This is a genomic window from Streptomyces sp. NPDC058335, assembly GCF_042723915.1.
Lineage (GTDB): Bacteria > Actinomycetota > Actinomycetes > Streptomycetales > Streptomycetaceae > Streptomyces.
In genome coordinates this window covers 255,588-279,353 of the sequence record NZ_JBHXHX010000006.1, presented here as the reverse complement: position 1 = coordinate 279,353, position 23,766 = coordinate 255,588, and the positions used below count along the sequence as shown (strand labels likewise).

Genomic DNA, 23,766 nt, shown 5'->3' with positions numbered 1-23,766 from the left:
CACCCGGCGGTCGCGGCATCGGCGCCGATATGTTGACCGGCATGAACCCTGATGGTCTGCCGGACCGTGCCGACCTCGAACGGGAACTGCGGAACCTGCGCCGTGGCGGCCTGCCCGCACTGCAGTCGCTGGTGCCCCGGGCGCTGCGCGCGGTCACCCGACACTCCGGATACGCCCAGGGCGAGGACGACCTGGCCGACGGGGCGGAACGGCTCGTCCGCGCCGCCGCCGAACGGCTCGGCACCGACGACCTCATCGGCCGCGCCGCCCAGTGCACCTTCGGCCTGCTGCCCGGTCACCGGGGCGACCCGGCCGCGGACCGCCGCCGGGCGGCGGCCCTGGTCTACGGGGTGAGCGACGAGCGGTTCCGGCACAGCCAGGAGCGGCGGGTCATCGAGCAGCTCGCGGGAGCGATCCTCGCCGAGGCCCGCGAACCGGCCGGGCGCACCCCCCGCCCCGCCGTCCTGCCCAGACCCCGTCCGCCCCGCCCGGCCGGGGCGCGGCCCACCCCGGTGCCGCACACCGGGCTGCCGGGACGGGCCGGAAGCCGGCCGGTGACCGTGCACGTCTCGCCCATCGAACTGCTGCGGGACATCGACGTCCTCGTCTCCTCCGAGAACGTCCACCTGGAGATGTCCAAGTCGTTCCGGCCCACGGTCTCCGGGGCGCTGCGCCGCTCCGCGGTCGTCGGCTGCGCCACCGAGGGGCCGGACACCGACGTCCTGGCCGAGGAACTCGCCGCCTGGGTGCGGGCCCGGCCCGGTGTCCTGCCCCTGCGTCCCGGCACCGTCGTCCCCACCGGACCCGGCGCCCTCGCCGAGCGCGGCGTGCGCCGCGTCTACCACGCGGCCCTCGCCATACCCGACGGCCTCGGCTACCGCGTCGACCCGCAGAGCATCGCCACCGCGGTCGCCGCCTGCTTCGCCCGCGCCCGCCAGGAACGCGCCGCCGGCCTGCGGTCGATCTGCTTCCCCCTGCTGGGCGCGGGCCGTGGCGGCCTGGACCGCCGCACCAGCGCGGAATGGCTCCGCTGGTCGATAGAGGACGCCCTCACCGCCGACCCCGACTGGTCCGTACACATCGTGACCCGGTATCCGGAGGCCGCGGGCTACTTCGACGCGGAGGTGCCGGGGACGCCGGAGACACCGGGGGCATAGGGGGCGTACGGCGACACCGGTGCCGGAGGAGGACGCGCCCCCCAGCGCCCGTCCCCCCAGCGCCCGTCCCCCCAGCGCTCCTCCCTCCAGCACCCCTCCCCTCACCCCCGCCAACTCGGCCCCCTCAGCCGTACGCCCGTCGCCGCCAGGCCGAGTTCCAGCCGCCGCAGTTCCCCGCGCGCGGGGACGCCGTACAGGCGGGTGGCCGTGCCGTCGGTGCGCAGGGTGACCCGCGGGCCGGGGGCGTAGGTGCGGGTGAGGTGGGGGCCGTAGCGGGCGGTGCCCAGGCGGGTTCGGGGGACGAGGCGCTGATTGGCCGAGCCGCGCCAGACCAGGTCGGTCGGCTCGGCGACCCGGAAGCGGCCCGTCACCACCGCGTCCGCGCCGGTCAGCGCCGACCACACCCCGGCCGACACCTCTTCCGGCTCGTGGCCGGTGTAGACGAGCAGGTCGGCGCGGGGGCCGTCGCCGCGGCGACGCAGCCGGTGGGCGCCCCGCAGCAGCGCGGCCAGTGCGGCAGGCTGGGCCAGCGGTTCCCCGCCGCTGACCGTCAGGCCCTGCGCGCCACGGTCCAGGGCGGCCTCCCACAGCCGGAGCAGTTCGCCCACGGTCGCCTTCCGTCCGCCCGCCGGGTCCCAGGTGTGCCGGGACATGCAGCCGGGGCAGGCCAGGGCGCAGCCCTGGAACCAGAGGGCCAGCCGGCGGCCGGGGCCGAGCGTCTCGACGGGGAAGTACCCGTCGGCGATCCGCACCTCCCGCGCCGCGTCGGCGTCGTATTCGGCCATGCGCCCCCCTTGCGCCCCTGTACTCCCCGAATGCACCCGGCGTGCACCGGTGTGTATTCGAAGATCCATTCGCATTCCTGAGTCCCCACGGCCCGAAGCGGAAGGGAAGACTATTCGGAGTCCCGCCCGCCCCACCGGTGTTTTCGGAAGTTTTCCAGGAACGTCGGCACCACTCCGGTCGCCCTCCGGTCGATCTCCGGCTGATTTCCGGATGACCGGAAATCCGGTGTCGGAAATCCCTCCCTTCGGCGTTCGTTTTTCCCCTAGGCTGCGCGAAATCCCGGATTCCGGCGGGGCCTTCACCCCGGCGAGGGCACCGTCGCGTGCCTGCACGCGGCCCAGGAGGGCGGTCCGGGAAATCGACGAGGGAGATCCCATGAGCGAGGTGAAGTCCGTCCCGACGGACTACGGCCGCAGCCGCCTCACCGCGCGCACCCGCTGGCGGGCAGCCCGCCGCGGGAAGCGGGACGGACGGGTCGGCATCGGCCCCGAGCACTACGCCCGCCAGCTCGAACGCGGGCTGCGGATGGCACTGGAGGACCTGCGGTACCGGTTCGTCACACGGAACGCGGCCCACATCGACCGCGTCCACGCGGAGTCCGCGCGGATCGTGACGGAGTACGACCACCGGCGCGAGGACGTGCCCGCGGCTCTGGCCCGCTTCGGCGGCTGGGTGTCGCAGTGGCGCACGGAGGTGACGGCCTGCCAGCAGCGCGGCCTGGCCCTGGCCGCCTGCGCCGACCAGGAACTCGCCCACTACGAAGCCGCCTACACGCGCGCCCGGCACCGAGCCGAGGCACGCACCCGGCGCCGGGCCCGGCGCGAAGCCGAACGCCGCGCCGACGCGCGCGGCGAACCCCGCCCCGAGCCGCCGGAGCCACTGGAGCAACCGGAGCCGGACACGGCCGGCGCGGTCATAGCGGGGCCCGACGAGATATGGACGGGAGCACCGGACTGGATGCTCGACGAGGCCCTGGTCCGCAGGGCCCTGCACATCCTGGAGCAGAGGATCGGGCCGGCGGCCGCGGCCGCCGGCCGGGGAGAACGGGGGACCCGATGAGCACCGCACAGAAGGCCGCACACCACGCCACGCGCCCTGCCACGGACCACACCGTACGAGACACCGCACGGCAGACCGCCCGCCGCGCCACCCGGCTGACCGCCGCACTGGGCGCGACGGCCCTCCTCCTGACGGCGTGCGGCCAACTCGACGGACCGGACCGGCTCTCCGCCGACTGCACGGTCGTCGTCGACGGCTCCGGCTCCGGCGCCGACAGCGAGAACGGCTTCCGCGCCAAGGAGAAACTGAAGGCGACCGTGCCCGGCTTCCTGGCCGACCAGAAATGCCGGTACGTCTCCTACGCGCCCATCACCGCGGCCTCCACCGCCTCCTCCTGTCAGGTGCCGCGGATGGACCTCGACCCGGACGCCGACAAGCGCTCCGACCGCGAGAGCCTGTGGAAACAGACCCGCGTCCTCGCCCAGGCGGGCGCCGAGAAGATGCTGGACTGCGCCCGCCGGCGCCAGCCCGGCTCGGACGTGCTCGGCGGACTCGAACGCGCCGCCAAGGTGCCCCGCGACGGCGACGGCACCTACCACGTGCTCGTGATCAGCGACTTCGACCAGTCCGACCCCGACTTCCGGCTCTCCAAGTTCGAGCTGGAGACGCCCGCGCAGCGGGACAGGGCCGTCGACGCGCTGGTCGCCGTACGCGGACTGCCCGAACTGCCCGACACCACGGTCCACCGCGTCGGCTTCGCCATGCGCGGCGGCAGGACCACACCCGAACGCGTCGAGCAGATGGGCCAGTTCTGGCAGCAGGTCCTGGAGAAGGAGGTGAAGGTCGGTGTCGACGACGGATACGGGGCCTGAGGAGCCCCGCAGGCTCAGGTACGGCCTGCCCTTCCGGCGCGGCGAGGGCCGAGCCCCCGGCCTCGGCCGCACCGGCGGCGCCGCCGCACCGCGCGGGCCCGTCCCGCCGACCGAGAGCAGGGAGGCCAGACAGCTTCTCTCGCAGGCCGAGTCCGCCGGCCGCCGCGCCGCGGGCGACGGCACGCTCAACCCGTACGTCCTCGGCTCCGTCCACCGCCTGCCCTACTTCGGCAGGCTGACCGGGCTGCGCGGCCACGCCCGCGACCGGACCGTGGCCCGCCACCACGAGCGCGAGGAACGCGAACTGCGGGAGTCGGCGCGCCTGTACGCCGACACCGCGGCCCGCGAGGAGGACGCCCGGCGGGCTCGCGACGCCCAGGCGGAGCAGACGCGCCGGCGGCTCGCGGCCACCGCCCAGCTGGACCGGGCGGCCGCCCGGATCGCCGCCCGCGAGGACAGCCGTGACCGCTTGCTGCCCTGGATGACGAGGCGCGTCGCCACCGGCGGCCCGGACCGCGACCCCGGCCGCGACCCGGCGCCGGAGCCCGCCACGCCGTACGCCTCCGACCCGGACGACGACTTCGAGCCGGAGCCCGCTCCCGCTCCCGCCGCGCCGGGCGCGCACTGGGAGGGGCTCACCGAGACCGCGGCCATGGCCCGCCGGCCCCGGCTGGCCCTCGCCGCACTGCTCGTACTGGTCGAACTCCCGGTCTACGTCACGCTGTTCCTGGCGATCCACGAGGGGACGCCGGAGGGCAGGCTGAGCGCGTACCTGCTGTCGGCAGCCGTCGGCGTCGTCATGACGGCAGGGCCCTTCCAGGCCGGACGCCAGTGGCGCCGCCGCGGGGCCACCGCCTCGCTGTGGGTGGTCCTGCCGGTGGCGGCCGCGCTGGCCTCGGTGTGGGCGTGGGCCGCCTGGTACCTGGGCGACCTGCGGGCGCGGATCGTGTTCCGGGAGACCCCCGACGCGGGCATGGAGGACCTCGCCCGCCAGATGGGCGTCGAACTGCCCCCGGCACCCACCGTGCTGGAGCAGCTCCACCTGGACCAGCACACCGTCGGCGTCACCTTCATCTCGCTGCTGCTGCTCTCCGGCGGGATCGCGTTCCTGTTGGCCCTGTCCGAGGAGCACCCCTTCGTCGCCGCCTACCGCCACCACCACCGCAACGGGGAGAAGGCCGAGGCGGCACTCGTGCGCGCCGTGGCCGCGTCGGCGGGAGCCCGGCGGGACCAGGACACGCAGGAGGCGCGGGCCAGGGAGCGCGGCGAGGCGCTGGCCGCCGAACTGGCCGCGGTGGACGCCGTGTTCGAGGCGGCCGCGCACGCCTACCTCGACGGCGTGCAGGCGGCGTCGCACGATCCGGCGGTCACCGAGGGCGCGATGCGCCTGTCGGCCCGCTACCCGTTGCTGCCGGAGCCCGTCCCCACCAGGGCGCGGGCCGCACTCTGACCCGCTCCGCGAGCACAGGGGCCAGGACGTGGGCGTGGTCAGTAGGCCACGCCCACGCCCTGCTTCACCGCCGCCGGGTCGTTCGTCAGGCCCAGCATGGCGTGCGCCACGTCGGCCCGGCCGATGAACCGGCCCTTGGCCGGGAAGCCGCCGATCACCGTCCGGTAGCCGCCGGTGAGGGGCTTGTTCTGGAGGCGGGGCGGGCGGACGACCGTCCACTCGGTGGCGCTGCCGGCCACGGCCGTCTCCATCGCGCGCAGGTCCGTGTAGATGTCCTTCAGGACCGCCGAGACCACGGCGCGGGTCGTCCGGTCGAGGAAGCCGTCGTCGGCGGGGGCCGGGCCGACCGGCGCCGCGCTGACGACCACGAGCCGGCGTACGTCCGTCGTCTCCATGGCCGTCAGGAGCGTGCGGGTCAGGCGGGTCGCCACGCCGGCTTCCTTGCGGGTGCGGGCGCCCAGGCCGGACAGGACCGCGTGGCGGCCGGTGAGGGCCGGGACCAGGTCCTCGGGGGCGGTGAGGTCGGCGGTGACCACCCGCAGCCGGTCGCCGGTGACGGAGAGCCGGGACGGGTCCCGGACCACGGCCGTGACCTCGTGGCCCGCGTTCAGCGCCTGGCGCACGACCTCCCCGCCGATGCCTCCGGTGGCGCCGAGAACAGTGAGTTTCATGGGTCCCTCCAGGGACGGACGCGAAGGTGGGTGAGTATTCACTCACCCTGCTGCCCATTAAGGTGAGCACGCACTCACCCCCAGGTCAAGGCCGAGAGGCGAACCATGGAGACCAAGCCGGCCCGCGTCCGGATCCTCGACGCCGCCCACGAACTGATGCTGACGGTCGGACTGTCCCGCGCCACGACCAAGGAGATCGCCCGCGCGGCCGGCTGCTCCGAAGCGGCCCTCTACAAGTACTTCCCGAGCAAGGAGGAGCTGTTCGTCCGCGTCCTGACCGAACGCCTCCCGGCGCTCACCCCATTGCTCGGCAGCCTCGCGGCCGAGCCGGGCCGCGGCACCCTGGAGGAGAACCTCACCGAGATCGCCCGCCAGGCCGCCCTCTTCTACGAGCAGAGCTTCCCGATCGCGGCCTCCCTCTACGCCGAGACCCAGCTCAAACGGCGGCACGACGAGGCGATGCGCGGCATGGGCGCGGGCGCGCACGTACCGATCCAGGCCCTGGAGACCTACCTCCGCGCCGAACAGGACGCCGGCCGCGTCAGCCGGGCCGCGGACCCCTTCGCCGCGGCCTCCCTCCTGATGGGCGCCTGCGCCCAGCGAGCCTTCGCCTACGACGCGGCGACGGAATGTCCCCCGGTGGACGACTTCGCCCCCCGCCTGGCCCGGACGATCCTGGCGGGCATCGCGCACTGACCGGGGCGTCCCCCGGTCAGGAAGCCAGCCAGTCGTCCACCCCCGTCAGCAGCTTCTCCTGTACGTCCTTCGGGGCGGCCGAGCCACGGATCGACTGGCGGGCCAGCTCGGCCAGGTCCTCGTCCGTGAAGGCGTGACATCGACGGGCCAGCTCGTACTGGTCGGCCAGGCGGGAGCCGAACAGCAGTGGGTCGTCGGCGCCCAGGGCCATCGGCACACCGGCCTCGTACAGGGTGCGCAGCGGCACGTCCTCGGGCTTCTCGTACACGCCCAGGGCCACGTTCGAGGCGGGGCAGACCTCGCAGGTCACGCCCCGTTCGGCGAGCCGCTTCAGCAGCCGGGGGTCGTCCGCCGCCCGCACCCCGTGCCCGATCCGGGTGGCGTGCAGGTCGTCCAGGCAGTCCCGGACCGACGAGGGCCCGGCCAGCTCGCCGCCGTGCGGGGCCGACAGCAGTCCGCCCTCCCGGGCGATGGCGAAGGCCCGGTCGAAGTCCCGGGCCATGCCCCGGCGTTCGTCGTTCGACAGCCCGAAGCCCACCACGCCCTGGTCGGCGTACCGCACCGCCAGCCGGGCCAGGGTGCGGGCGTCGAGGGGATGCTTCATCCGGTTCGCCGCCACCAGCACCCGCATCCCGAGCCCGGTCTCCCGCGACGCCGACCGCACGGCGTCCAGGATGATCTCCAGCGTCGGAATCAGCCCGCCCAGCCGCGGCGCGTACGACGTCGGGTCCACCTGGATCTCCAGCCAGCCCGAGCCGTCCTTCACATCCTCCTCGGCGGCCTCGCGCACCAGCCGCTGGATGTCCTCGGGTTCTCTGATGCAGGAGCGCGCCGCGTCGTACAGCCGCTGGAAGCGGAACCAGCCCCGCTCGTCGGTCGCCCGCAACTGGGGCGGCTCCCCGCTGGTCAGGGCCTCGCTCAGCGTCTCCGGCAGATGCACGCCGTACTTGTCGGCGAGTTCCAGCACGGTGCCGGGCCGCATCGACCCGGTGAAGTGCAGGTGCAGATGGGCTTTCGGCAGCTCAGAGACATCACGTACACGCTCCATTCCGGAATCCTGCCGTACGCCGAGGCCGTCCGGGTAGCCGTTTCCCCGAACGTGGTCTTGCTCGCACACGGCAGCGGGCCGCCTCCCGAAGGAAACGGCCCGCAGACCACTCACGTGAGTAGGCTGGATCAGTCCCTGGCCTCCGCCAGCAGCTTCTGGATCCGGCTCACGCCCTCGACGAGGTCCTCGTCACCGAGCGCGTACGACAGCCGCAGATAGCCCGGCGTGCCGAAGGCCTCGCCCGGGACGACCGCGACCTCGGACTCCTCCAGGATGAGCGCCGCCAGCTCGACGGAGTCCTGCGGACGCTTCCCGCGGATCTCCTTGCCGAGCAGGCCCTTCACCGAAGGGTAGGCGTAGAACGCGCCCTCGGGCTCCGGGCAGAGCACGCCGTCGATCTCGTTGAGCATCCGCACGATCGTCCTGCGGCGGCGGTCGAACGCCTCCCGCATCGTCGCGACCGCCGCCAGATCACCGGAGACGGCGGCCAGCGCGGCGGCCTGGGCCACGTTGGAGACGTTCGAGGTGGCGTGCGACTGGAGGTTCGTCGCCGCCTTCACCACATCCTTCGGACCGATGATCCAGCCCACCCGCCAGCCGGTCATCGCGTACGTCTTGGCGACACCGTTGACCACGATGCACTTGTCGCGCAGCTCGGGCAGGATCGCCGGCAGCGAGGTGAACTTCGCGTCGCCGTAGACGAGGTGCTCGTAGATCTCGTCGGTCAGCACCCACAGGCCGTGCTCCACGGCCCAGCGGCCGATCGCCTCGGCCTCGGCCTCGGTGTAGACGGCGCCGGTCGGGTTGGACGGGGAGACGAACAGGACGACCTTCGTCCGCTCCGTGCGCGCCGCCTCCAGCTGCTCGACGCCGACCCGGTAGCCGGTCGTCTCGTCCGCGACGACCTCCACCGGAACACCGCCGGCCAGCCGGATCGACTCCGGGTACGTCGTCCAGTACGGCGCCGGGACGATGACCTCGTCGCCCGGGTCGAGGATCGCGGCGAAGGCCTCGTAGATGGCCTGCTTGCCGCCGTTGGTGACCAGGATCTGGGAGGCGTCGACCTGGTAGCCGGAGTCGCGCAGCGTCTTCGCGGCGATCGCGGCCTTCAGCTCGGGCAGACCGCCGGCCGGCGTGTAGCGGTGGTACTTCGGGTTCTTGCAGGCCTCGATCGCGGCCTCGACGATGTAGTCCGGGGTCGGGAAGTCGGGCTCACCGGCGCCGAAGCCGATCACCGGCCGCCCGGCAGCCTTCAGGGCCTTGGCCTTGGCGTCCACGGCGAGGGTGGCGGACTCGGAGATCGCACCGACCCGGGCGGAGACCCGGCGCTCGGTGGGAGGGGTTGCAGCGCTCATGGCCCCATGTTTTCAGACAGGAAACCGGCCCGGCACACGGGTTTCACGGACTGAACAAGGAAGGGCCCTCTTTTGAACGTCCGTGCTGATCCGGGCGATGGCCTGGTGATCTCCCGGAGTTTTCCCGACGATCTTCCGGCGTCGGGGCGCTCACGGGCACTTTCCGTTCGACGAGGCGCCCGGGAACACGTACACTCCTACGTCGTTGGCCTTCAACAGCCGTGCCACAACCGGTGCACACCGAGCATCCGGCCGGATGCGGTACGTTGGGGAACACACAAAGGGTCGTAGCTCAATTGGTAGAGCACTGGTCTCCAAAACCAGCGGTTGGGGGTTCAAGTCCCTCCGGCCCTGCTACACACTCCTTCGCCAGGATGTGTGCGCATGTACGTACAGAAATGCACTGCCGTGCGGCTCAGACCGGGCGCGGCACGGCCACGACCCGGGAACAGGTGAGGACGAATGGCGGACGCCGTGGGCTCCATCGACACGCCTGATGCCCAGGACGAGGTGCCTGAGGCGCAGAAGAAGTCCCGCAAGGGCGGCAAGCGCGCAAAGAAGGGCCCGCTGAAGCGGCTGGCGCTCTTCTACCGCCAGATCGTCGCGGAGCTTCGCAAGGTCGTCTGGCCGACGCGGGGCCAGCTGAGCACGTACACCATGGTCGTGATCATCTTTGTGGTCATCATGATCGGTCTGGTGACCGTGATTGACTATGGACTCGACCACGCCGCGAAGTACGTATTCGGCTGAGCCGAGAGCGAAGGGCGCCGGGTGATCGGCGCCTCTTTCGCGTGTTCCACCCCTATGTATCCAGGAAGAAGCAGCCACCGTGTCTGACCAGAACCTGAACGACGCCATCGAGCCGGATGAGTCGGCTGACGACGAGCTCGACATCGTCGAGGGCGCTGACGAGGACCTGGACGAGTTCGAGGCTGCAGATGCCGAGGCGGGCGAGCCCGCGGAGGAAGCCGCGCTGCACGTCGAGGACGAGGAAGACGCCGCCGACGAGGCGGCCGACTCCGACGAGTCCGTCGCGTCCACCGATGAGGACGCCGCTGACGACGAAGAGTCCGAGGACGGCGAAGCCGTCGCGGAAGAGGCCGAGGAAGCAGAGCCGGCCGAGCCCGTCGACCCCGTCGCCGCCCTGCGCGAGGAACTGCGCACCCTGCCCGGCGAGTGGTACGTCATCCACACCTACGCCGGTTACGAGAACCGCGTGAAGACCAACCTCGAACAGCGCGCCGTCTCGCTGAACGTCGAGGACTTCATCTTCCAGGCCGAGGTGCCGCAGGAAGAGGTCGCGCAGATCAAGAACGGCGAGCGCAAGACCATCCGTCAGAACAAGCTCCCCGGCTACGTGCTGGTGCGCATGGACCTGACGAACGAGTCCTGGGGCGTCGTCCGCAACACCCCCGGCGTCACCGGCTTCGTGGGCAACGCCTACGACCCGTACCCGCTGACCCTGGACGAGATCGTCAAGATGCTCGCCCCGGAGGCCGAGGAGAAGGCCGCCCGCGAGGCCGCCGAGGCCGAGGGCAAGCCGGCTCCGCAGCGCAAGGTCGAGGTCCAGGTGCTGGACTTCGAGGTCGGCGACTCGGTCACCGTCACGGACGGCCCGTTCGCCACGCTCCAGGCCACGATCAACGAGATCAACGCCGACTCGAAGAAGGTCAAGGGCCTCGTCGAGATCTTCGGCCGCGAGACCCCGGTCGAGCTGAGCTTCGACCAGATCCAGAAGAACTAGCCCCTTCTGGAACACAAGCCTCCGACCAGGTCAGGTGGCCGCTCGCGCGGTGCCTGACCTGCTCGGTTTTTGGCCGCGCACGGATACCCGTTATCGTTGTGCGGTATGCCTCCATCCGGATTGTTACCTCGGTTGAAGGCAGCCGTCCGGGGCGACTCGGACGTAGGAAGGCGAAAACGAAAGAGGACCCGGAATGCCTCCCAAGAAGAAGAAGGTCACGGGGCTCATCAAGCTCCAGATCAACGCCGGTGCGGCTAACCCCGCTCCGCCGGTCGGCCCCGCGCTCGGCCAGCACGGCGTCAACATCATGGAGTTCTGCAAGGCCTACAACGCCGCGACCGAGTCGCAGCGTGGCTGGGTGATCCCGGTGGAGATCACGGTCTACGAGGACCGCTCCTTCACCTTCATCACCAAGACGCCGCCCGCCGCGAAGATGATCCTCAAGGCCGCGGGTGTCGAGAAGGGCTCGGGCGAGCCGCACAAGACCAAGGTCGCCAAGATCACCCAGGCGCAGGTCCGTGAGATCGCCACGACCAAGCTTCCCGACCTGAACGCCAACGACCTGGACGCCGCGTCGAAGATCATCGCCGGCACCGCCCGTTCCATGGGCATCACGGTCGAGGGCTGAGCCCCAGCCTCGTAGCACCTTCGTAGTCGCGGCTCCGGCCGCACGTGGCAGGGCCTGCTCGGCCCGTACCACGACTCCTCAGAACCCCCAGGAGCAGTAGTGAGCAAGCGCAGCAAGTCTCTCCGCGCTGCGGACGCCAAGATCGACCGGGAGAAGCTCTACGCCCCGCTCGAGGCCGTCCGTCTCGCCAAGGAGACCTCCACCTCCAAGTTCGACGGCACCGTCGAGATCGCCTTCCGTCTGGGTGTCGACCCGCGCAAGGCCGATCAGATGGTCCGTGGCACCGTGAACCTGCCGCACGGCACCGGCAAGACCGCCCGGGTCCTGGTCTTCGCGACCGGTGACCGTGCTGCGGCCGCAGAGGCCGCGGGCGCCGACATCGTCGGCTCCGACGAACTGATCGACGAGGTCGCGAAGGGCCGTCTGGACTTCGACGCCGTCGTCGCCACCCCGGACCTCATGGGCAAGGTCGGCCGCCTCGGCCGTGTGCTCGGTCCGCGTGGTTTGATGCCGAACCCGAAGACCGGCACCGTCACCCCCGACGTGGCCAAGGCCGTCACGGAGATCAAGGGCGGCAAGATCGAGTTCCGCGTCGACAAGCACTCGAACCTGCACTTCATCATCGGCAAGGCGTCGTTCGACGACACGCAGCTGGTGGAGAACTACGGCGCGGCCCTGGACGAGATCCTCCGTCTGAAGCCGTCCGCCGCCAAGGGTCGCTACATCAAGAAGGCCGCGATCAGCACCACGATCGGCCCCGGCATCCTGATCGACCCGAACCGCACCCGGAACCTCCTCGTCGAGGAGGACCCGGCCGCGGTCTGAACCTGACGGTTCGCCCCAGTCGGCGACGAGCCCCGCAACCTTTCGAGGTGCGGGGCTCGTCCCTTTTGCCGTACGGGTGTCAGTGCCGTGCGTTACCTTGCGAACGCGGGGACTAGTTGGGGGTGAAGGTATGAAGGGCACGAATGTGCGCCGGGCGGGCCTCTCGATCGTCGCGGTGACCCTGCTGACCGGGGTGACGGCCTGTAGCGCGGGGGGCTCAGGGGGATCGGGCGGGGGCGAGGAGTCCTCGTCCTCTTCTTCCTCCTCGGGTGCGGGCGCCGGCACCGGCGTCAGCCCGATAGCCGCCCTGCGCACCGCCGAGAAGTCCACCGACGGCGCCGACTCCGCCAAGGTCGAGTCGACCACCACCATGGGCTCGGTGATGGCGATGACGGCCGACGGCTCCCTCGGCTGGGGCGACGGCCTCACCGGCACCCTCACCATCACCTACACCGGCGGCACCATGGCCGACACCATGCGGCAGATGGGCACCACCTCGATGGAGGCCCGCTACCTGCCCGACGCGTACTACGCGCGCATGGGCGACGCCTTCGCCGAGCAGGCCGGCGGCAAGCACTGGATCAAATACCCGTACGAGGCACTGGAGACCCTTGGCGGCGGCTCCGGGGCCTATCTCAAGGACCAGATGGAGAACTCGACCCCGAACCAGTCGGTGAAGCTCCTGCTGGCCTCCGGGGACGTGCGCAGGGTCGGCGAGGAGAAGGTGCGCGGCGAGCGGACCACGCACTACTCGGGCACCGTCGAGGTCGCCGACCTCGCCACCCGCAACTCCAGCCTCAGCGAGAGCCAGCTCGCCGACCTGAAGGAGCAGCTGGAGCAGGCCGGCGTCACCACGGAGACCGTCGACATCTGGGTCGACGACGAGAACCTGCTGGTCAAGAAGGTCGAGAAGGGTCAGTCGGCGAACGGCACGTACAGCCAGACCGCCTATTACAGCGACTACGGCACCCCGGTCGACACCGAGGTTCCCCCGGTGGCCGACACCGCCGACTTCTCGGAGCTGCTCCAGCAGCAGGGGGCCGGTCCCACGTCCTGACGGGGGCCGCGGGGAATTCACGGGACCTCACCCGCACTGCTGGGATACCTTCACACCATCCCTGTGAATCGATCAGGTGTTCACTGTGTGCTGCGTGGGGGAATGTGCATGAGGTTTTCCGTGGGTGTCCTCGGGTTGTCCGCCCTGCTCGTCACGGGCTGTGCGGCTTCGGAGGACACGGCGGGCGGGGGCGACGCGAAGGCCGCGGCCACGGCCGTCGCGCGAGCCGCCGAGAAGACGGAGCAGGTCGGCTCCCTGCGTTACCGGATGACCGGCCGGATGCCGGAGGAGGGCCGGCTCAGGGCCGAGGCCGCGATGGCCGTGAACCCGCCGGCCATGAGCCTGAAGACGACGATCCTCGGCGGACCCGACAAGGGGGAGGGCGAGGTCCGCCTGGTCGACGGAGTGGTGTACGTCGGCAGCGACGAGGCCACCGAGGACGGCAAGCACTGGATGAAGTTCGGGGCGCCGGGCAGCTCCGACACCCCGAGCGGCGTCAAGGTCGACACCGCCCCGATGGCCGACAAGGTCCGCCGCAACCCGGCCCACGAGAGCACCTTCCTCACCGCGGCCGAGGATCTGAGGAAGACCGGCACCGAGACCGTCGACGGCGTCACCACCACGCACTACGAGGGCACGGCCACCATCGACGAGATCCGTGCGTCCTACCAGGACGAGGCCAAGAGCGTCCGCCAGCTCCGCGAGCAGGCCCTCGCGCAGTACGAGAAGCTCGGCGTCGACGAGATGGACATGGACGTCTGGATCGACGAGTCCGGCCGCACCAAGCAGCAGCGGTTCCAGGGCTTCGGCCGCAAGGGCGAGCTCGACCTCACCGTCACCTTCCTCGACTTCGACAAGCCGGTCACCGTGCAGGCCCCTCCCGCCTCGGACACCTTCGACCTGGCCGAGGAGATGAAGAAGGCCGGGCGCTGAAGACGGCGCTGAACCCCCTTACGGGCGGATTTGCTTGACGGCGACCCGTTCACGTACGCTCCTACAGAAGCCAAAGACCGCTGGTCGTTGCCGTGTGCTCGTGAGAGGGCGCGGTGGCCGAAGGATCCGCTGATACGCGGACGACCCGCGCAGGTGACTGTGGAAGTGCTCCCGGACCGTGATCCGCCCCATGGATCTTGTTCGGTCGAGCTCTCGCCCCGTGCGCCTGCGCCGGGGCGTTTCGTTTGCCCAGCCCCTTCCGAGCGGTCGTCAACACCCGGAAGGAGGCCGACGCTCATGGCAAGGCCCGACAAGGCTGCCGCGGTAGCCGAGCTCGCGGAGCAGTTCCGCAGCTCGAACGCCGCCGTGCTGACCGAGTACCGGGGTCTCACCGTGGCGCAGCTCAAGACGCTGCGTCGTTCGCTCGGTGAGAACGCCCAGTACGCCGTGGTGAAGAACACGCTGACCAAGATTGCGGCCAACGAGGCCGGGATCTCGACGCTCGACGACCTGTTCAACGGTCCGACGGCAGTTGCCTTCGTCACCGGTGACCCGGTGGAGTCGGCGAAGGGTCTTCGTGACTTCGCCAAGGACAACCCGAACCTCGTCATCAAGGGCGGTGTCCTTGACGGCAAGGCGCTGTCCGCCGACGAGATCAAGAAGCTTGCGGACCTCGAGTCCCGCGAGGTTCTGCTCTCCAAGCTGGCGGGTGCCTTCAAGGGCAAGCAGTCCCAGGCTGCTCAGCTCTTCCAGGCGCTTCCCTCGAAGCTCGTCCGCACCGTGGACGCTCTTCGTGCCAAGCAGGCAGAGCAGGGCGGTGCCGAGTAATTCGGCTCGCGCAGTGACCGCCGCCTGAGGCAGCGGTCTTAGCGGGCCGAACGTACGCCCGCCGAACAAGTACATCCGGCACCAGCCGAATTAGTGGAAGGATCGCCCACCATGGCGAAGCTCAGCCAGGAAGACCTGCTCGCGCAGTTCGAGGAGATGACCCTCATCGAGCTCTCCGAGTTCGTGAAGGCCTTCGAGGACAAGTTCGACGTCACCGCCGCCGCCGCGGTCGCCGCCGCCCCCGCGGGCCCGGCCGCCGCCGCCGAGGCCGTCGAGGAGCAGGACGAGTTCGACGTCATCCTCACCGGTGCCGGCGAGAAGAAGATCCAGGTCATCAAGGTCGTGCGTGAGCTGACCTCCCTGGGCCTCAAGGAGGCCAAGGACCTCGTGGACGGCGCTCCGAAGCCGGTCCTCGAGAAGGTCGCCAAGGACGCCGCCGAGAAGGCCGCCGAGTCCCTCAAGGCCGCCGGCGCCTCGGTCGAGGTCAAGTAACACCCCCCGGTCGGCGACGACCGCGGCGAAGGCCGAAACAGTCCCCTCGGGGCTGTAACGCTGACGCACCGAAGAGCGATCATCCATCCGGGTGGTCGCTCTTCGGCGTTGCCGAGGGTCCGGCCACGGTTACCTTGCACCCGAGTTCGCGAGGGGTATGGTGATCTTCGTCGTGTCTCCGGGCGGCCGGCGTTCGGGCATGGGGGCCTTGACGAACCGCACGCAGCGCGCAATTCTCAGGACGCGTCGTCACAAGGATCCGTATCCGAGGCATGGATCGACGACGAAGAGGGCAGTATCACCGTGCGTCGAGTACGACGTGCGTTGAGGGCAACCGGACCGAGGGCGTTGAGAGCTACGAGGGTCTCGAAAAACCCGCACTGGACATCAGTGTGCCACTTGGCTACACTGACCCTTTGCGCTGCCTGTTAGCTGTCCCCTGCCCGTCACCAGGGGCATGCCCTCGCCCGAACATCGATGATTGGACCGTCTCTGACCTGGCCTGTCGGCCGATTCAGGGGAGTCTGTCTCGTTGTGTGGGGGAGGGGCCGGTACGCGCGTAGTGAGTCCGAGCCCTCGGAAGGACCCCCTCTTGGCCGCCTCGCGCAATGCCTCGACCGCGAATACGAACAATGCTGCCAGCACTGCCCCGCTGCGCATCTCCTTTGCAAAGATCAAGGAGCCCCTCGAGGTTCCGAACCTTCTCGCCCTGCAAACCGAGAGCTTCGACTGGCTGCTCGGCAACGAAGCGTGGAAGGCTCGCGTCGAGGAGGCTCTCGAGAACGGTCAGGACGTCCCCACCAAGTCCGGCCTCGAGGAGATCTTCGAGGAGATCTCCCCGATCGAGGACTTCTCCGGGTCGATGTCGCTGACCTTCCGCGACCACCGTTTCGAGCCGCCGAAGAACAGCATCGACGAGTGCAAGGACCGCGACTTCACGTACGCGGCCCCGCTCTTCGTGACGGCCGAGTTCACGAACAACGAGACCGGCGAGATCAAGTCCCAGACGGTCTTCATGGGCGACTTCCCGCTCATGACCAACAAGGGCACCTTCGTCATCAACGGCACCGAGCGTGTCGTCGTGTCGCAGCTGGTCCGCTCGCCCGGTGTCTACTTCGACTCCTCCATCGACAAGACGTCCGACAAGGACATCTTCTCCGCCAAGATCATCCCGTCCCGGGGTGCCTGGCTGGAGATGGAGATCGACAAGCGCGACATGGTCGGTGTCCGCATCGACCGCAAGCGCAAGCAGTCCGTCACCGTCCTCCTGAAGGCTCTCGGCTGGACCACCGAGCAGATCCTCGAGGAGTTCGGCGAGTACGAGTCGATGCGCGCCACCCTGGAGAAGGACCACACCCAGGGCCAGGACGACGCGCTCCTGGACATCTACCGCAAGCTGCGTCCGGGCGAGCCCCCGACCCGCGAGGCCGCTCAGACGCTGCTCGAGAACCTCTACTTCAACCCCAAGCGCTACGACCTCGCGAAGGTCGGCCGCTACAAGGTGAACAAGAAGCTCGGCGCGGAAGAGCCGCTGGACGCCGGTGTGCTCACCACCGACGACATCATCGCCACGATCAAGTACCTGGTGAAGCTGCACGCCGGTGAGACCGAGACGCTCGGTGAGTCGGGCCGCTCGATCATGGTCGAGACCGACGACATCGACCACTTCGGCAACCGTCGTATCCGCAGCGTCGGCGAGCTGATCCAGAACCAGGTCCGTACGGGTCTCGCCCGTATGGAGCGGGTCGTGCGTGAGCGCATGACCACTCAGGACGTCGAGGCGATCACGCCGCAGACCCTGATCAACATCCGGCCGGTCGTCGCCTCCATCAAGGAGTTCTTCGGCACCAGCCAGCTGTCCCAGTTCATGGACCAGAACAACCCGCTGTCGGGTCTGACGCACAAGCGTCGTCTCAACGCGCTCGGCCCGGGTGGTCTGTCCCGTGAGCGGGCCGGCTTCGAGGTCCGCGACGTTCACCCGTCGCACTACGGCCGCATGTGCCCGATCGAGACGCCGGAAGGCCCGAACATCGGCCTGATCGGCTCGCTCGCCTCGTACGGCCGGATCAACCCGTTCGGTTTCATCGAGACCCCGTACCGCAAGGTCACCGGCGGTGTCGTCACCGACGAGGTCGACTACCTCACGGCCGACGAGGAGGACCGGTTCGTCATCGCGCAGGCCAACGCGCCGCTCAATGACGACTTCCAGTTCGAGGAGGCCCGCGTCCTGGTCCGCCGTCGTGGCGGTGAGGTCGACTACGTCCCCGGTGACGACGTCGACTACATGGACGTCTCCCCGCGCCAGATGGTGTCGGTCGCGACCGCCATGATCCCGTTCCTCGAGCACGACGACGCCAACCGTGCCCTCATGGGCGCGAACATGATGCGTCAGGCGGTGCCGCTGATCAAGTCCGAGGCCCCGCTGGTCGGCACCGGCATGGAGTACCGCTCCGCCGTCGACGCCGGCGACGTGGTCAGGGCCGAGAAGGACGGTGTGGTCCAGGAGGTCTCCGCGGACTACATCACCACGGCCAACGACGACGGCACGTACATCACGTACCGCCTGGCCAAGTTCTCCCGGTCCAACCAGGGCACCTCGGTCAACCAGAAGGTCATCGTCAACGAGGGTGACCGCGTGATCACCGGCCAGGTCCTGGCCGACGGTCCCGCCACCGAGAACGGCGAGATGGCGCTGGGCAAGAACCTGCTCGTGGCGTTCATGCCGTGGGAGGGTCACAACTACGAGGACGCGATCATCCTGTCGCAGCGCCTCGTGCAGGACGACGTCCTCTCCTCGATCCACATCGAGGAGCACGAGGTCGACGCCCGTGACACCAAGCTCGGCCCCGAGGAGATCACCCGGGACATCCCGAACGTCTCCGAGGAGGTCCTCGCCGACCTCGACGAGCGCGGCATCATCCGTATCGGTGCCGAGGTCGTCGCCGGCGACATCCTCGTCGGCAAGGTCACGCCCAAGGGCGAGACCGAGCTGACCCCGGAGGAGCGCCTGCTCCGCGCGATCTTCGGTGAGAAGGCGCGCGAAGTGCGCGACACCTCGCTGAAGGTGCCGCACGGTGAGATCGGCAAGGTCATCGGCGTCCGCGTCTTCGACCGTGAAGAGGGCGACGAGCTGCCGCCGGGCGTGAACCAGCTGGTTCGTGTCTACGTGGCGCAGAAGCGCAAGATCACGGACGGTGACAAGCTCGCCGGCCGCCACGGCAACAAGGGTGTCATCTCGAAGATCCTGCCGATCGAGGACATGCCGTTCCTGGAGGACGGCACCCCGGTCGACATCATCCTCAACCCGCTCGGTGTGCCGTCCCGAATGAACCCGGGACAGGTTCTGGAGATCCACCTCGGCTGGCTCGCCAGCCGCGGCTGGGACGTCTCCGGTCTCGCGGAGGACTGGGCCCAGCGCCTCCAGTCGATCGGCGCCGACAGCGTCGCCCCCGGCACCAACGTCGCCACCCCGGTGTTCGACGGCGCCCGCGAGGACGAGCTGACCGGTCTGCTCCAGCACACCATCCCGAACCGCGACGGCGAGCGCATGGTGCTCCCGTCCGGGAAGGCCCCGCTGTTCGACGGCCGCTCGGGTGAGCCGTTCCCGGAGCCGATCTCGGTCGGCTACATGTACATCCTGAAGCTCCACCACCTGGTCGACGACAAGCTGCACGCCCGTTCGACCGGTCCGTACTCGATGATCACCCAGCAGCCGCTGGGTGGTAAGGCCCAGTTCGGTGGCCAGCGCTTCGGTGAGATGGAGGTGTGGGCGCTGGAGGCTTATGGCGCCGCGTACGCCCTCCAGGAGCTGCTGACCATCAAGTCCGACGACGTGACCGGCCGCGTGAAGGTCTACGAGGCCATCGTCAAGGGCGAGAACATCCCCGAGCCCGGCATCCCCGAGTCCTTCAAGGTGCTCATCAAGGAGATGCAGTCCCTGTGCCTCAACGTGGAGGTGCTGTCCTCGGACGGCATGTCCATCGAGATGCGCGACACCGACGAGGACGTCTTCCGCGCGGCGGAAGAGCTCGGCATCGACCTGTCCCGGCGTGAGCCGAGCAGCGTCGAAGAGGTCTGACGGGAGTCCGGTGGGGCCTCTCCAGCAGAGGCCCCACCGACCCCGCGACCCCCGTTTCAGACCACAGACTTACAACCCTGAGAGGGATTGACGCATAGTGCTCGACGTCAACTTCTTCGATGAGCTCCGGATCGGTCTGGCCACCGCTGACGACATCCGTCAGTGGAGCCACGGCGAGGTCAAGAAGCCAGAGACCATCAACTACCGCACCCTCAAGCCCGAAAAGGACGGACTCTTCTGCGAGAAGATCTTCGGTCCGACCCGGGACTGGGAGTGCTACTGCGGCAAGTACAAGCGTGTCCGGTTCAAGGGCATCATCTGTGAGCGCTGCGGCGTCGAGGTGACTCGCGCCAAGGTGCGCCGTGAGCGGATGGGCCACATCGAGCTGGCCGCTCCGGTGACGCACATCTGGTACTTCAAGGGCGTCCCGAGCCGTCTGGGCTACCTGCTCGACCTGGCTCCGAAGGACCTCGAGAAGGTCATCTACTTCGCGGCGTACATGATCACGTACGTCGACGAGGAGCGCCGCACGCGTGACCTGCCCTCGCTGGAGGCGCACGTCTCCGTCGAGCGTCAGCAGGTCGAGAACCGTCGCGACTCCGACCTGGAGGCCCGCGCCAAGAAGCTCGAGACCGACCTGGCCGAGCTCGAGGCCGAGGGCGCCAAGGCCGATGTGCGCCGCAAGGTGCGCGAAGGCGCCGAGCGGGAGATGAAGCAGCTGCGCGACCGCGCCCAGCGCGAGATCGACCGTCTCGACGAGGTGTGGACCCGCTTCAAGAACCTCAAGGTCCAGGACCTCGAGGGCGACGAGCTGCTCTACCGCGAGCTGCGTGACCGCTTCGGCACGTACTTCGACGGTTCGATGGGTGCCGCGGCGCTGCAGAAGCGCCTGGAGTCCTTCGACCTCGACGAAGAGGCCGAGAAGCTCCGCGAGATCATCCGTACCGGCAAGGGCCAGAAGAAGACCCGTGCGCTGAAGCGCCTCAAGGTCGTCTCCGCGTTCCTGCAGACCAGCAACAGCCCCAAGGGCATGGTGCTGGACTGCGTGCCGGTCATCCCGCCGGACCTGCGTCCGATGGTGCAGCTGGACGGTGGCCGCTTCGCGACCTCCGACCTGAACGACCTGTACCGCCGTGTCATCAACCGCAACAACCGCCTGAAGCGCCTTCTCGACCTCGGTGCGCCCGAGATCATCGTGAACAACGAGAAGCGCATGCTCCAGGAGGCGGTCGACGCCCTCTTCGACAACGGCCGTCGTGGTCGCCCGGTCACGGGCCCCGGCAACCGTCCGCTGAAGTCCCTCAGCGACATGCTGAAGGGCAAGCAGGGTCGATTCCGTCAGAACCTGCTCGGCAAGCGTGTGGACTACTCCGCGCGTTCCGTGATCGTCGTCGGTCCGCAGCTGAAGCTCCACCAGTGCGGTCTGCCGAAGGCGATGGCGCTGGAGCTCTTCAAGCCGTTCGTGATGAAGCGCCTGGTCGACCTGAACCACGCGCAGAACATCAAGTCGGCCAAGCGCATGGTCGAGCGTGGCCGCACCGTGGTGTACGACGTCCTCGAAGAGGTCATCGCCGAACACCCGGTGCTGCTGAACCGTGCGCCCACCCTGCACCGTCTCGGCATCCAGGCCTTCGAGCCGCAGCTGGTCGAGGGCAAGGCCATCCAGATCCACCCGCTCGTCTGCACCGCGTTCAACGCGGACTTCGACGGTGACCAGATGGCCGTGCACCTTCCGCTCTCCGCGGAGGCGCAGGCCGAGGCCCGCATCCTGATGCTGTCCTCGAACAACATCCTCAAGCCCGCCGACGGCCGTCCGGTGACGATGCCGACCCAGGACATGGTCCTCGGTCTGTTCTTCCTCACCACCGACGGTGCGCTGCGCGACGTCAAGGGCGAGGAGCGTTCCTTCTCGTCCGTCGCCGAGGCGATCATGGCGTTCGACGCCGGTGAGCTCTCGCTGCAGTCGCGCGTGGACATCCGCTTCCCGGTGGGCACCATCCCGCCGCGCGGCTGGACCCCGCCGGCGCAGGAGGAGGGTGAGCCGGAGTGGCAGCAGGGTGACTCGTTCCGTCTGCGGACGACCCTGGGCCGCGCGCTCTTCAACGAGCTGCTGCCCGAGGACTACCCGTTCGTCGACTACGAGGTCGGCAAGAAGCAGCTCTCGGAGATCGTCAACGACCTCGCCGAGCGCTACCCCAAGGTCATCGTGGCGGCGACGCTCGACAACCTGAAGGCGTCCGGCTTCTTCTGGGCGACCCGTTCCGGCGTCACCGTGGCCATCTCCGACATCGTCGTTCCCGACGCGAAGCGTGCGATCGTCAAGGGCTACGAGGCGCTGGACGAGAAGGTCCAGAAGCAGTACGAGCGCGGTCTGATCACCAAGGAAGAGCGCACGCAGGAGCTCATCGCGATCTGGACCAAGGCGACCAACGAGGTTGCCGAGGCGATGAACGCGAACTTCCCGAAGACCAACCCCGTCTCGATGATGGTCAACTCGGGTGCCCGCGGAAACATGATGCAGATGCGTCAGATCGCCGGTATGCGTGGTCTGGTGTCGAACGCGAAGAACGAGACCATCCCGCGTCCGATCAAGGCCTCGTTCCGTGAGGGCCTGTCCGTGCTGGAGTACTTCATCTCCACCCACGGTGCCCGTAAGGGTCTGGCGGACACCGCCCTGCGTACCGCCGACTCGGGTTACCTCACCCGTCGTCTGGTGGACGTCTCGCAGGACGTCATCATCCGCGAGGAGGACTGCGGCACCGAGCGCGGCCTCAAGCTGGCCATCGCCGAGCGCGGCGAGGACGGTGTGCTGCGCAAGGCGGACAACGCCGAGACCAGCGTGTACGCGCGCTGCCTCGCCGAGGACATCGTCGTCGACGGCAAGGTGCTCGCCCCGGCGGGTGTCGACCTCGGTGACGTCCTCATCGACCAGCTGGTCAAGGCCGGCGTCGAGGAGGTCAAGACCCGCTCGGTCCTGACCTGCGAGTCCGCCGTCGGCACCTGCGCCATGTGCTACGGCCGTTCGCTGGCCACCGGCAAGCTGGTCGACATCGGTGAGGCGGTCGGCATCATCGCCGCCCAGTCCATCGGTGAGCCCGGTACCCAGCTGACGATGCGTACCTTCCACACCGGTGGTGTGGCCGGTGACGACATCACCCAGGGTCTGCCGCGTGTCGTCGAGCTCTTCGAGGCCCGTACCCCGAAGGGTGTCGCCCCGATCTCCGAGGCCTCCGGCCGCGTGCGGATCGAGGAGACCGAGAAGACCAAGAAGATCGTCATCACGCCGGACGACGGCAGCGACGAGACGGCGTTCCCGATCTCGAAGCGTTCCCGTCTGAAGGTCGAGGAGGGCGAGCACGTCGAGGTGGGCCAGCAGCTCACCGTGGGTACCCAGAACCCGCACGACGTGCTGCGCATCCTGGGCCAGCGTGCCGTCCAGGTCCACCTGGTGGCCGAGGTCCAGCGGGTGTACAACTCGCAGGGTGTGTCGATCCACGACAAGCACATCGAGATCATCATCCGGCAGATGCTCCGCCGCGTGACGATCATCGAGTCCGGCGATGCCGAGCTGCTGCCCGGCGAGCTGGTCGAGCGCTCGAAGTTCGAGACCGAGAACCGTCGTGTGGTGCAGGAGGGCGGTCACCCGGCCTCCGGTCGTCCGCAGCTCATGGGTATCACCAAGGCCTCGCTGGCCACGGAGTCCTGGCTGTCGGCGGCGTCCTTCCAGGAGACGACCAGGGTTCTGACGGACGCGGCGATCAACGCCAAGTCCGACTCCCTGATCGGCCTCAAGGAGAACGTCATCATCGGTAAGCTCATCCCGGCCGGTACGGGTCTGTCCCGTTACCGCAACATCCGGGTCGAGCCGACCGAGGAGGCCAAGGCCGCGATGTACTCGGCCGTCGGCTACGACGACATCGACTACTCGCCGTTCGGCACCGGCTCCGGCCAGGCCGTCCCGCTGGAGGACTACGACTACGGTCCGTACAACCAGTAAGGCGTACGTCTGAAGCACTGAAGGGCGGTCACCCGTGCGGGTGGCCGCCCTTCGGCGTGCCCAGCGGCCGTATGCGGTGTTGTGGCCGCCCGGACGCGGTACCGGGCCCCCTGGCAGCTCTCACCGGGTTCCCGGCCCGCTCGGGGTCTC

At 69.3% G+C, this 23,766-nt stretch carries 19 protein-coding genes and 1 tRNA gene; 16 read left to right on the top strand and 4 right to left on the bottom strand.

From position 1 onward, the window contains the following. Positions 1-41: 41 nt before the first annotated feature. The gene (locus ACFWJX_RS13845; RefSeq protein ID WP_383241410.1) at positions 42-1,157 is read left to right on the top strand and encodes a macro domain-containing protein; all 1,116 of its coding nucleotides are present in this window, start codon (positions 42-44) and stop codon (positions 1,155-1,157) included. Positions 1,158-1,258: 101 nt separating this feature from the next. Here the strand turns inward: ACFWJX_RS13845 and ACFWJX_RS13840 are convergent, their stop codons facing one another. Beyond that, a complete protein-coding gene (locus ACFWJX_RS13840; RefSeq protein ID WP_383241407.1) occupies positions 1,259-1,942 on the bottom strand; it encodes a 4Fe-4S single cluster domain-containing protein in 684 nt (227 codons plus the stop codon). Positions 1,943-2,318: 376 nt separating this feature from the next. Here ACFWJX_RS13840 and ACFWJX_RS13835 point away from each other — a divergent pair, with 376 nt between their 5' ends. The 3 genes from ACFWJX_RS13835 to ACFWJX_RS13825 are packed head-to-tail and all read left to right on the top strand — an operon-like array spanning position 2,319 to position 5,264. Beyond that, on the top strand, positions 2,319-3,002 hold the full coding sequence (locus ACFWJX_RS13835) for a hypothetical protein (protein ID WP_383241404.1): 684 nt from the start codon (positions 2,319-2,321) through the stop codon (positions 3,000-3,002). Next, positions 2,999-3,814 carry a hypothetical protein gene (locus ACFWJX_RS13830; RefSeq protein ID WP_383241402.1) on the top strand — a complete coding sequence of 272 codons (816 nt, stop codon included), beginning with the start codon at positions 2,999-3,001 and terminating at the stop codon, positions 3,812-3,814. The genes ACFWJX_RS13835 and ACFWJX_RS13830 overlap by 4 nt, the downstream gene beginning before the upstream one ends. Next, positions 3,789-5,264 carry a hypothetical protein gene (locus tag ACFWJX_RS13825; protein ID WP_383241400.1) on the top strand — a complete coding sequence of 492 codons (1,476 nt, stop codon included), beginning with the start codon at positions 3,789-3,791 and terminating at the stop codon, positions 5,262-5,264. The genes ACFWJX_RS13830 and ACFWJX_RS13825 overlap by 26 nt, the downstream gene beginning before the upstream one ends. A gap of 38 nt (positions 5,265-5,302) precedes the next feature. On the opposite strand, the gene ACFWJX_RS13820 is transcribed toward ACFWJX_RS13825, so the two are convergent. Next, entirely contained in the window at positions 5,303-5,935 is a 633-nt protein-coding gene (locus ACFWJX_RS13820) for an NAD(P)-dependent oxidoreductase (protein WP_383241397.1), read from the bottom strand. A 105-nt stretch (positions 5,936-6,040) separates the two neighbouring features. On the opposite strand from ACFWJX_RS13820, the gene ACFWJX_RS13815 reads away from it, so the two are divergent. Then, the gene (locus ACFWJX_RS13815) at positions 6,041-6,631 is read left to right on the top strand and encodes a TetR/AcrR family transcriptional regulator (protein ID WP_383241394.1); all 591 of its coding nucleotides are present in this window, start codon (positions 6,041-6,043) and stop codon (positions 6,629-6,631) included. A gap of 16 nt (positions 6,632-6,647) precedes the next feature. Here the strand turns inward: ACFWJX_RS13815 and ACFWJX_RS13810 are convergent, their stop codons facing one another. Both ACFWJX_RS13810 and ACFWJX_RS13805 read right to left on the bottom strand, forming a co-directional pair. Next, entirely contained in the window at positions 6,648-7,679 is a 1,032-nt protein-coding gene (locus ACFWJX_RS13810) for an adenosine deaminase (protein ID WP_383241391.1), read from the bottom strand. A 128-nt stretch (positions 7,680-7,807) separates the two neighbouring features. Continuing rightward, positions 7,808-9,034, bottom strand: coding sequence for a pyridoxal phosphate-dependent aminotransferase (locus ACFWJX_RS13805; RefSeq protein WP_383241388.1), 1,227 nt, complete (start codon positions 9,032-9,034; stop codon positions 7,808-7,810). 281 nt (positions 9,035-9,315) lie between these two features. Between ACFWJX_RS13805 and ACFWJX_RS13800 the strand changes: the two genes are divergently transcribed. The 11 genes from ACFWJX_RS13800 (at position 9,316) to ACFWJX_RS13750 (ending at position 23,616) form a co-directional block, all read left to right on the top strand. Continuing rightward, positions 9,316-9,388: transfer RNA gene (locus ACFWJX_RS13800), tRNA-Trp, on the top strand. 108 nt (positions 9,389-9,496) lie between these two features. Continuing rightward, positions 9,497-9,784, top strand: coding sequence for a preprotein translocase subunit SecE (gene secE / locus ACFWJX_RS13795; RefSeq protein ID WP_383241386.1), 288 nt, complete (start codon positions 9,497-9,499; stop codon positions 9,782-9,784). Positions 9,785-9,863: 79 nt separating this feature from the next. Continuing rightward, positions 9,864-10,778 (top strand): transcription termination/antitermination protein NusG, encoded by a 915-nt coding sequence (gene nusG, locus ACFWJX_RS13790; protein ID WP_383241383.1) that lies wholly within the window; start codon positions 9,864-9,866, stop codon positions 10,776-10,778. Between the two features lie 193 nt (positions 10,779-10,971). After that, positions 10,972-11,406 carry a 50S ribosomal protein L11 gene (gene rplK, locus ACFWJX_RS13785; protein ID WP_006383482.1) on the top strand — a complete coding sequence of 145 codons (435 nt, stop codon included), beginning with the start codon at positions 10,972-10,974 and terminating at the stop codon, positions 11,404-11,406. A gap of 99 nt (positions 11,407-11,505) precedes the next feature. Continuing rightward, entirely contained in the window at positions 11,506-12,231 is a 726-nt protein-coding gene (gene rplA / locus ACFWJX_RS13780) for a 50S ribosomal protein L1 (RefSeq protein WP_073491906.1), read from the top strand. Positions 12,232-12,361: 130 nt separating this feature from the next. Further along, positions 12,362-13,288: a hypothetical protein gene (locus tag ACFWJX_RS13775; RefSeq protein ID WP_383241378.1), complete on the top strand. Its 927-nt coding sequence runs from the start codon at positions 12,362-12,364 to the stop codon at positions 13,286-13,288. Between the two features lie 108 nt (positions 13,289-13,396). Next, positions 13,397-14,221: an LppX_LprAFG lipoprotein gene (locus ACFWJX_RS13770; protein WP_383241375.1), complete on the top strand. Its 825-nt coding sequence runs from the start codon at positions 13,397-13,399 to the stop codon at positions 14,219-14,221. Between the two features lie 297 nt (positions 14,222-14,518). Then, positions 14,519-15,049, top strand: coding sequence for a 50S ribosomal protein L10 (gene rplJ / locus ACFWJX_RS13765; RefSeq protein WP_073491907.1), 531 nt, complete (start codon positions 14,519-14,521; stop codon positions 15,047-15,049). Positions 15,050-15,160: 111 nt separating this feature from the next. Beyond that, entirely contained in the window at positions 15,161-15,541 is a 381-nt protein-coding gene (gene rplL / locus ACFWJX_RS13760) for a 50S ribosomal protein L7/L12 (protein ID WP_086767463.1), read from the top strand. Positions 15,542-16,133: 592 nt separating this feature from the next. After that, complete coding sequence (gene rpoB / locus ACFWJX_RS13755) at positions 16,134-19,619, top strand: DNA-directed RNA polymerase subunit beta (protein ID WP_383241370.1); 3,486 nt, start codon at positions 16,134-16,136, stop codon at positions 19,617-19,619. A gap of 97 nt (positions 19,620-19,716) precedes the next feature. Continuing rightward, positions 19,717-23,616, top strand: a complete 3,900-nt coding sequence (locus ACFWJX_RS13750; RefSeq protein ID WP_252545582.1) for a DNA-directed RNA polymerase subunit beta' — start codon at positions 19,717-19,719, stop codon at positions 23,614-23,616. Positions 23,617-23,766: the final 150 nt, after the last annotated feature.

Bases quoted from the DNA above. Each gene is read 5' to 3' on its own strand.
- ACFWJX_RS13845 (WP_383241410.1), top strand. From the start codon at position 42: ATGAACCCTGATGGTCTGCCGGACCGTGCCGACCTCGAACGGGAACTG.
- ACFWJX_RS13840 (WP_383241407.1), bottom strand. From the start codon at position 1,942: ATGGCCGAATACGACGCCGACGCGGCGCGGGAGGTGCGGATCGCCGAC.
- ACFWJX_RS13835 (WP_383241404.1), top strand. From the start codon at position 2,319: ATGAGCGAGGTGAAGTCCGTCCCGACGGACTACGGCCGCAGCCGCCTC.
- ACFWJX_RS13830 (WP_383241402.1), top strand. From the start codon at position 2,999: ATGAGCACCGCACAGAAGGCCGCACACCACGCCACGCGCCCTGCCACG.
- ACFWJX_RS13820 (WP_383241397.1), bottom strand. From the start codon at position 5,935: ATGAAACTCACTGTTCTCGGCGCCACCGGAGGCATCGGCGGGGAGGTC.
- ACFWJX_RS13815 (WP_383241394.1), top strand. From the start codon at position 6,041: ATGGAGACCAAGCCGGCCCGCGTCCGGATCCTCGACGCCGCCCACGAA.
- ACFWJX_RS13810 (WP_383241391.1), bottom strand. From the start codon at position 7,679: ATGGAGCGTGTACGTGATGTCTCTGAGCTGCCGAAAGCCCATCTGCAC.
- ACFWJX_RS13805 (WP_383241388.1), bottom strand. From the start codon at position 9,034: ATGAGCGCTGCAACCCCTCCCACCGAGCGCCGGGTCTCCGCCCGGGTC.
- secE (WP_383241386.1), top strand. From the start codon at position 9,497: ATGGCGGACGCCGTGGGCTCCATCGACACGCCTGATGCCCAGGACGAG.
- rplK (WP_006383482.1), top strand. From the start codon at position 10,972: ATGCCTCCCAAGAAGAAGAAGGTCACGGGGCTCATCAAGCTCCAGATC.
- ACFWJX_RS13775 (WP_383241378.1), top strand. From the start codon at position 12,362: ATGAAGGGCACGAATGTGCGCCGGGCGGGCCTCTCGATCGTCGCGGTG.
- ACFWJX_RS13770 (WP_383241375.1), top strand. From the start codon at position 13,397: ATGAGGTTTTCCGTGGGTGTCCTCGGGTTGTCCGCCCTGCTCGTCACG.
- rplJ (WP_073491907.1), top strand. From the start codon at position 14,519: ATGGCAAGGCCCGACAAGGCTGCCGCGGTAGCCGAGCTCGCGGAGCAG.
- rplL (WP_086767463.1), top strand. From the start codon at position 15,161: ATGGCGAAGCTCAGCCAGGAAGACCTGCTCGCGCAGTTCGAGGAGATG.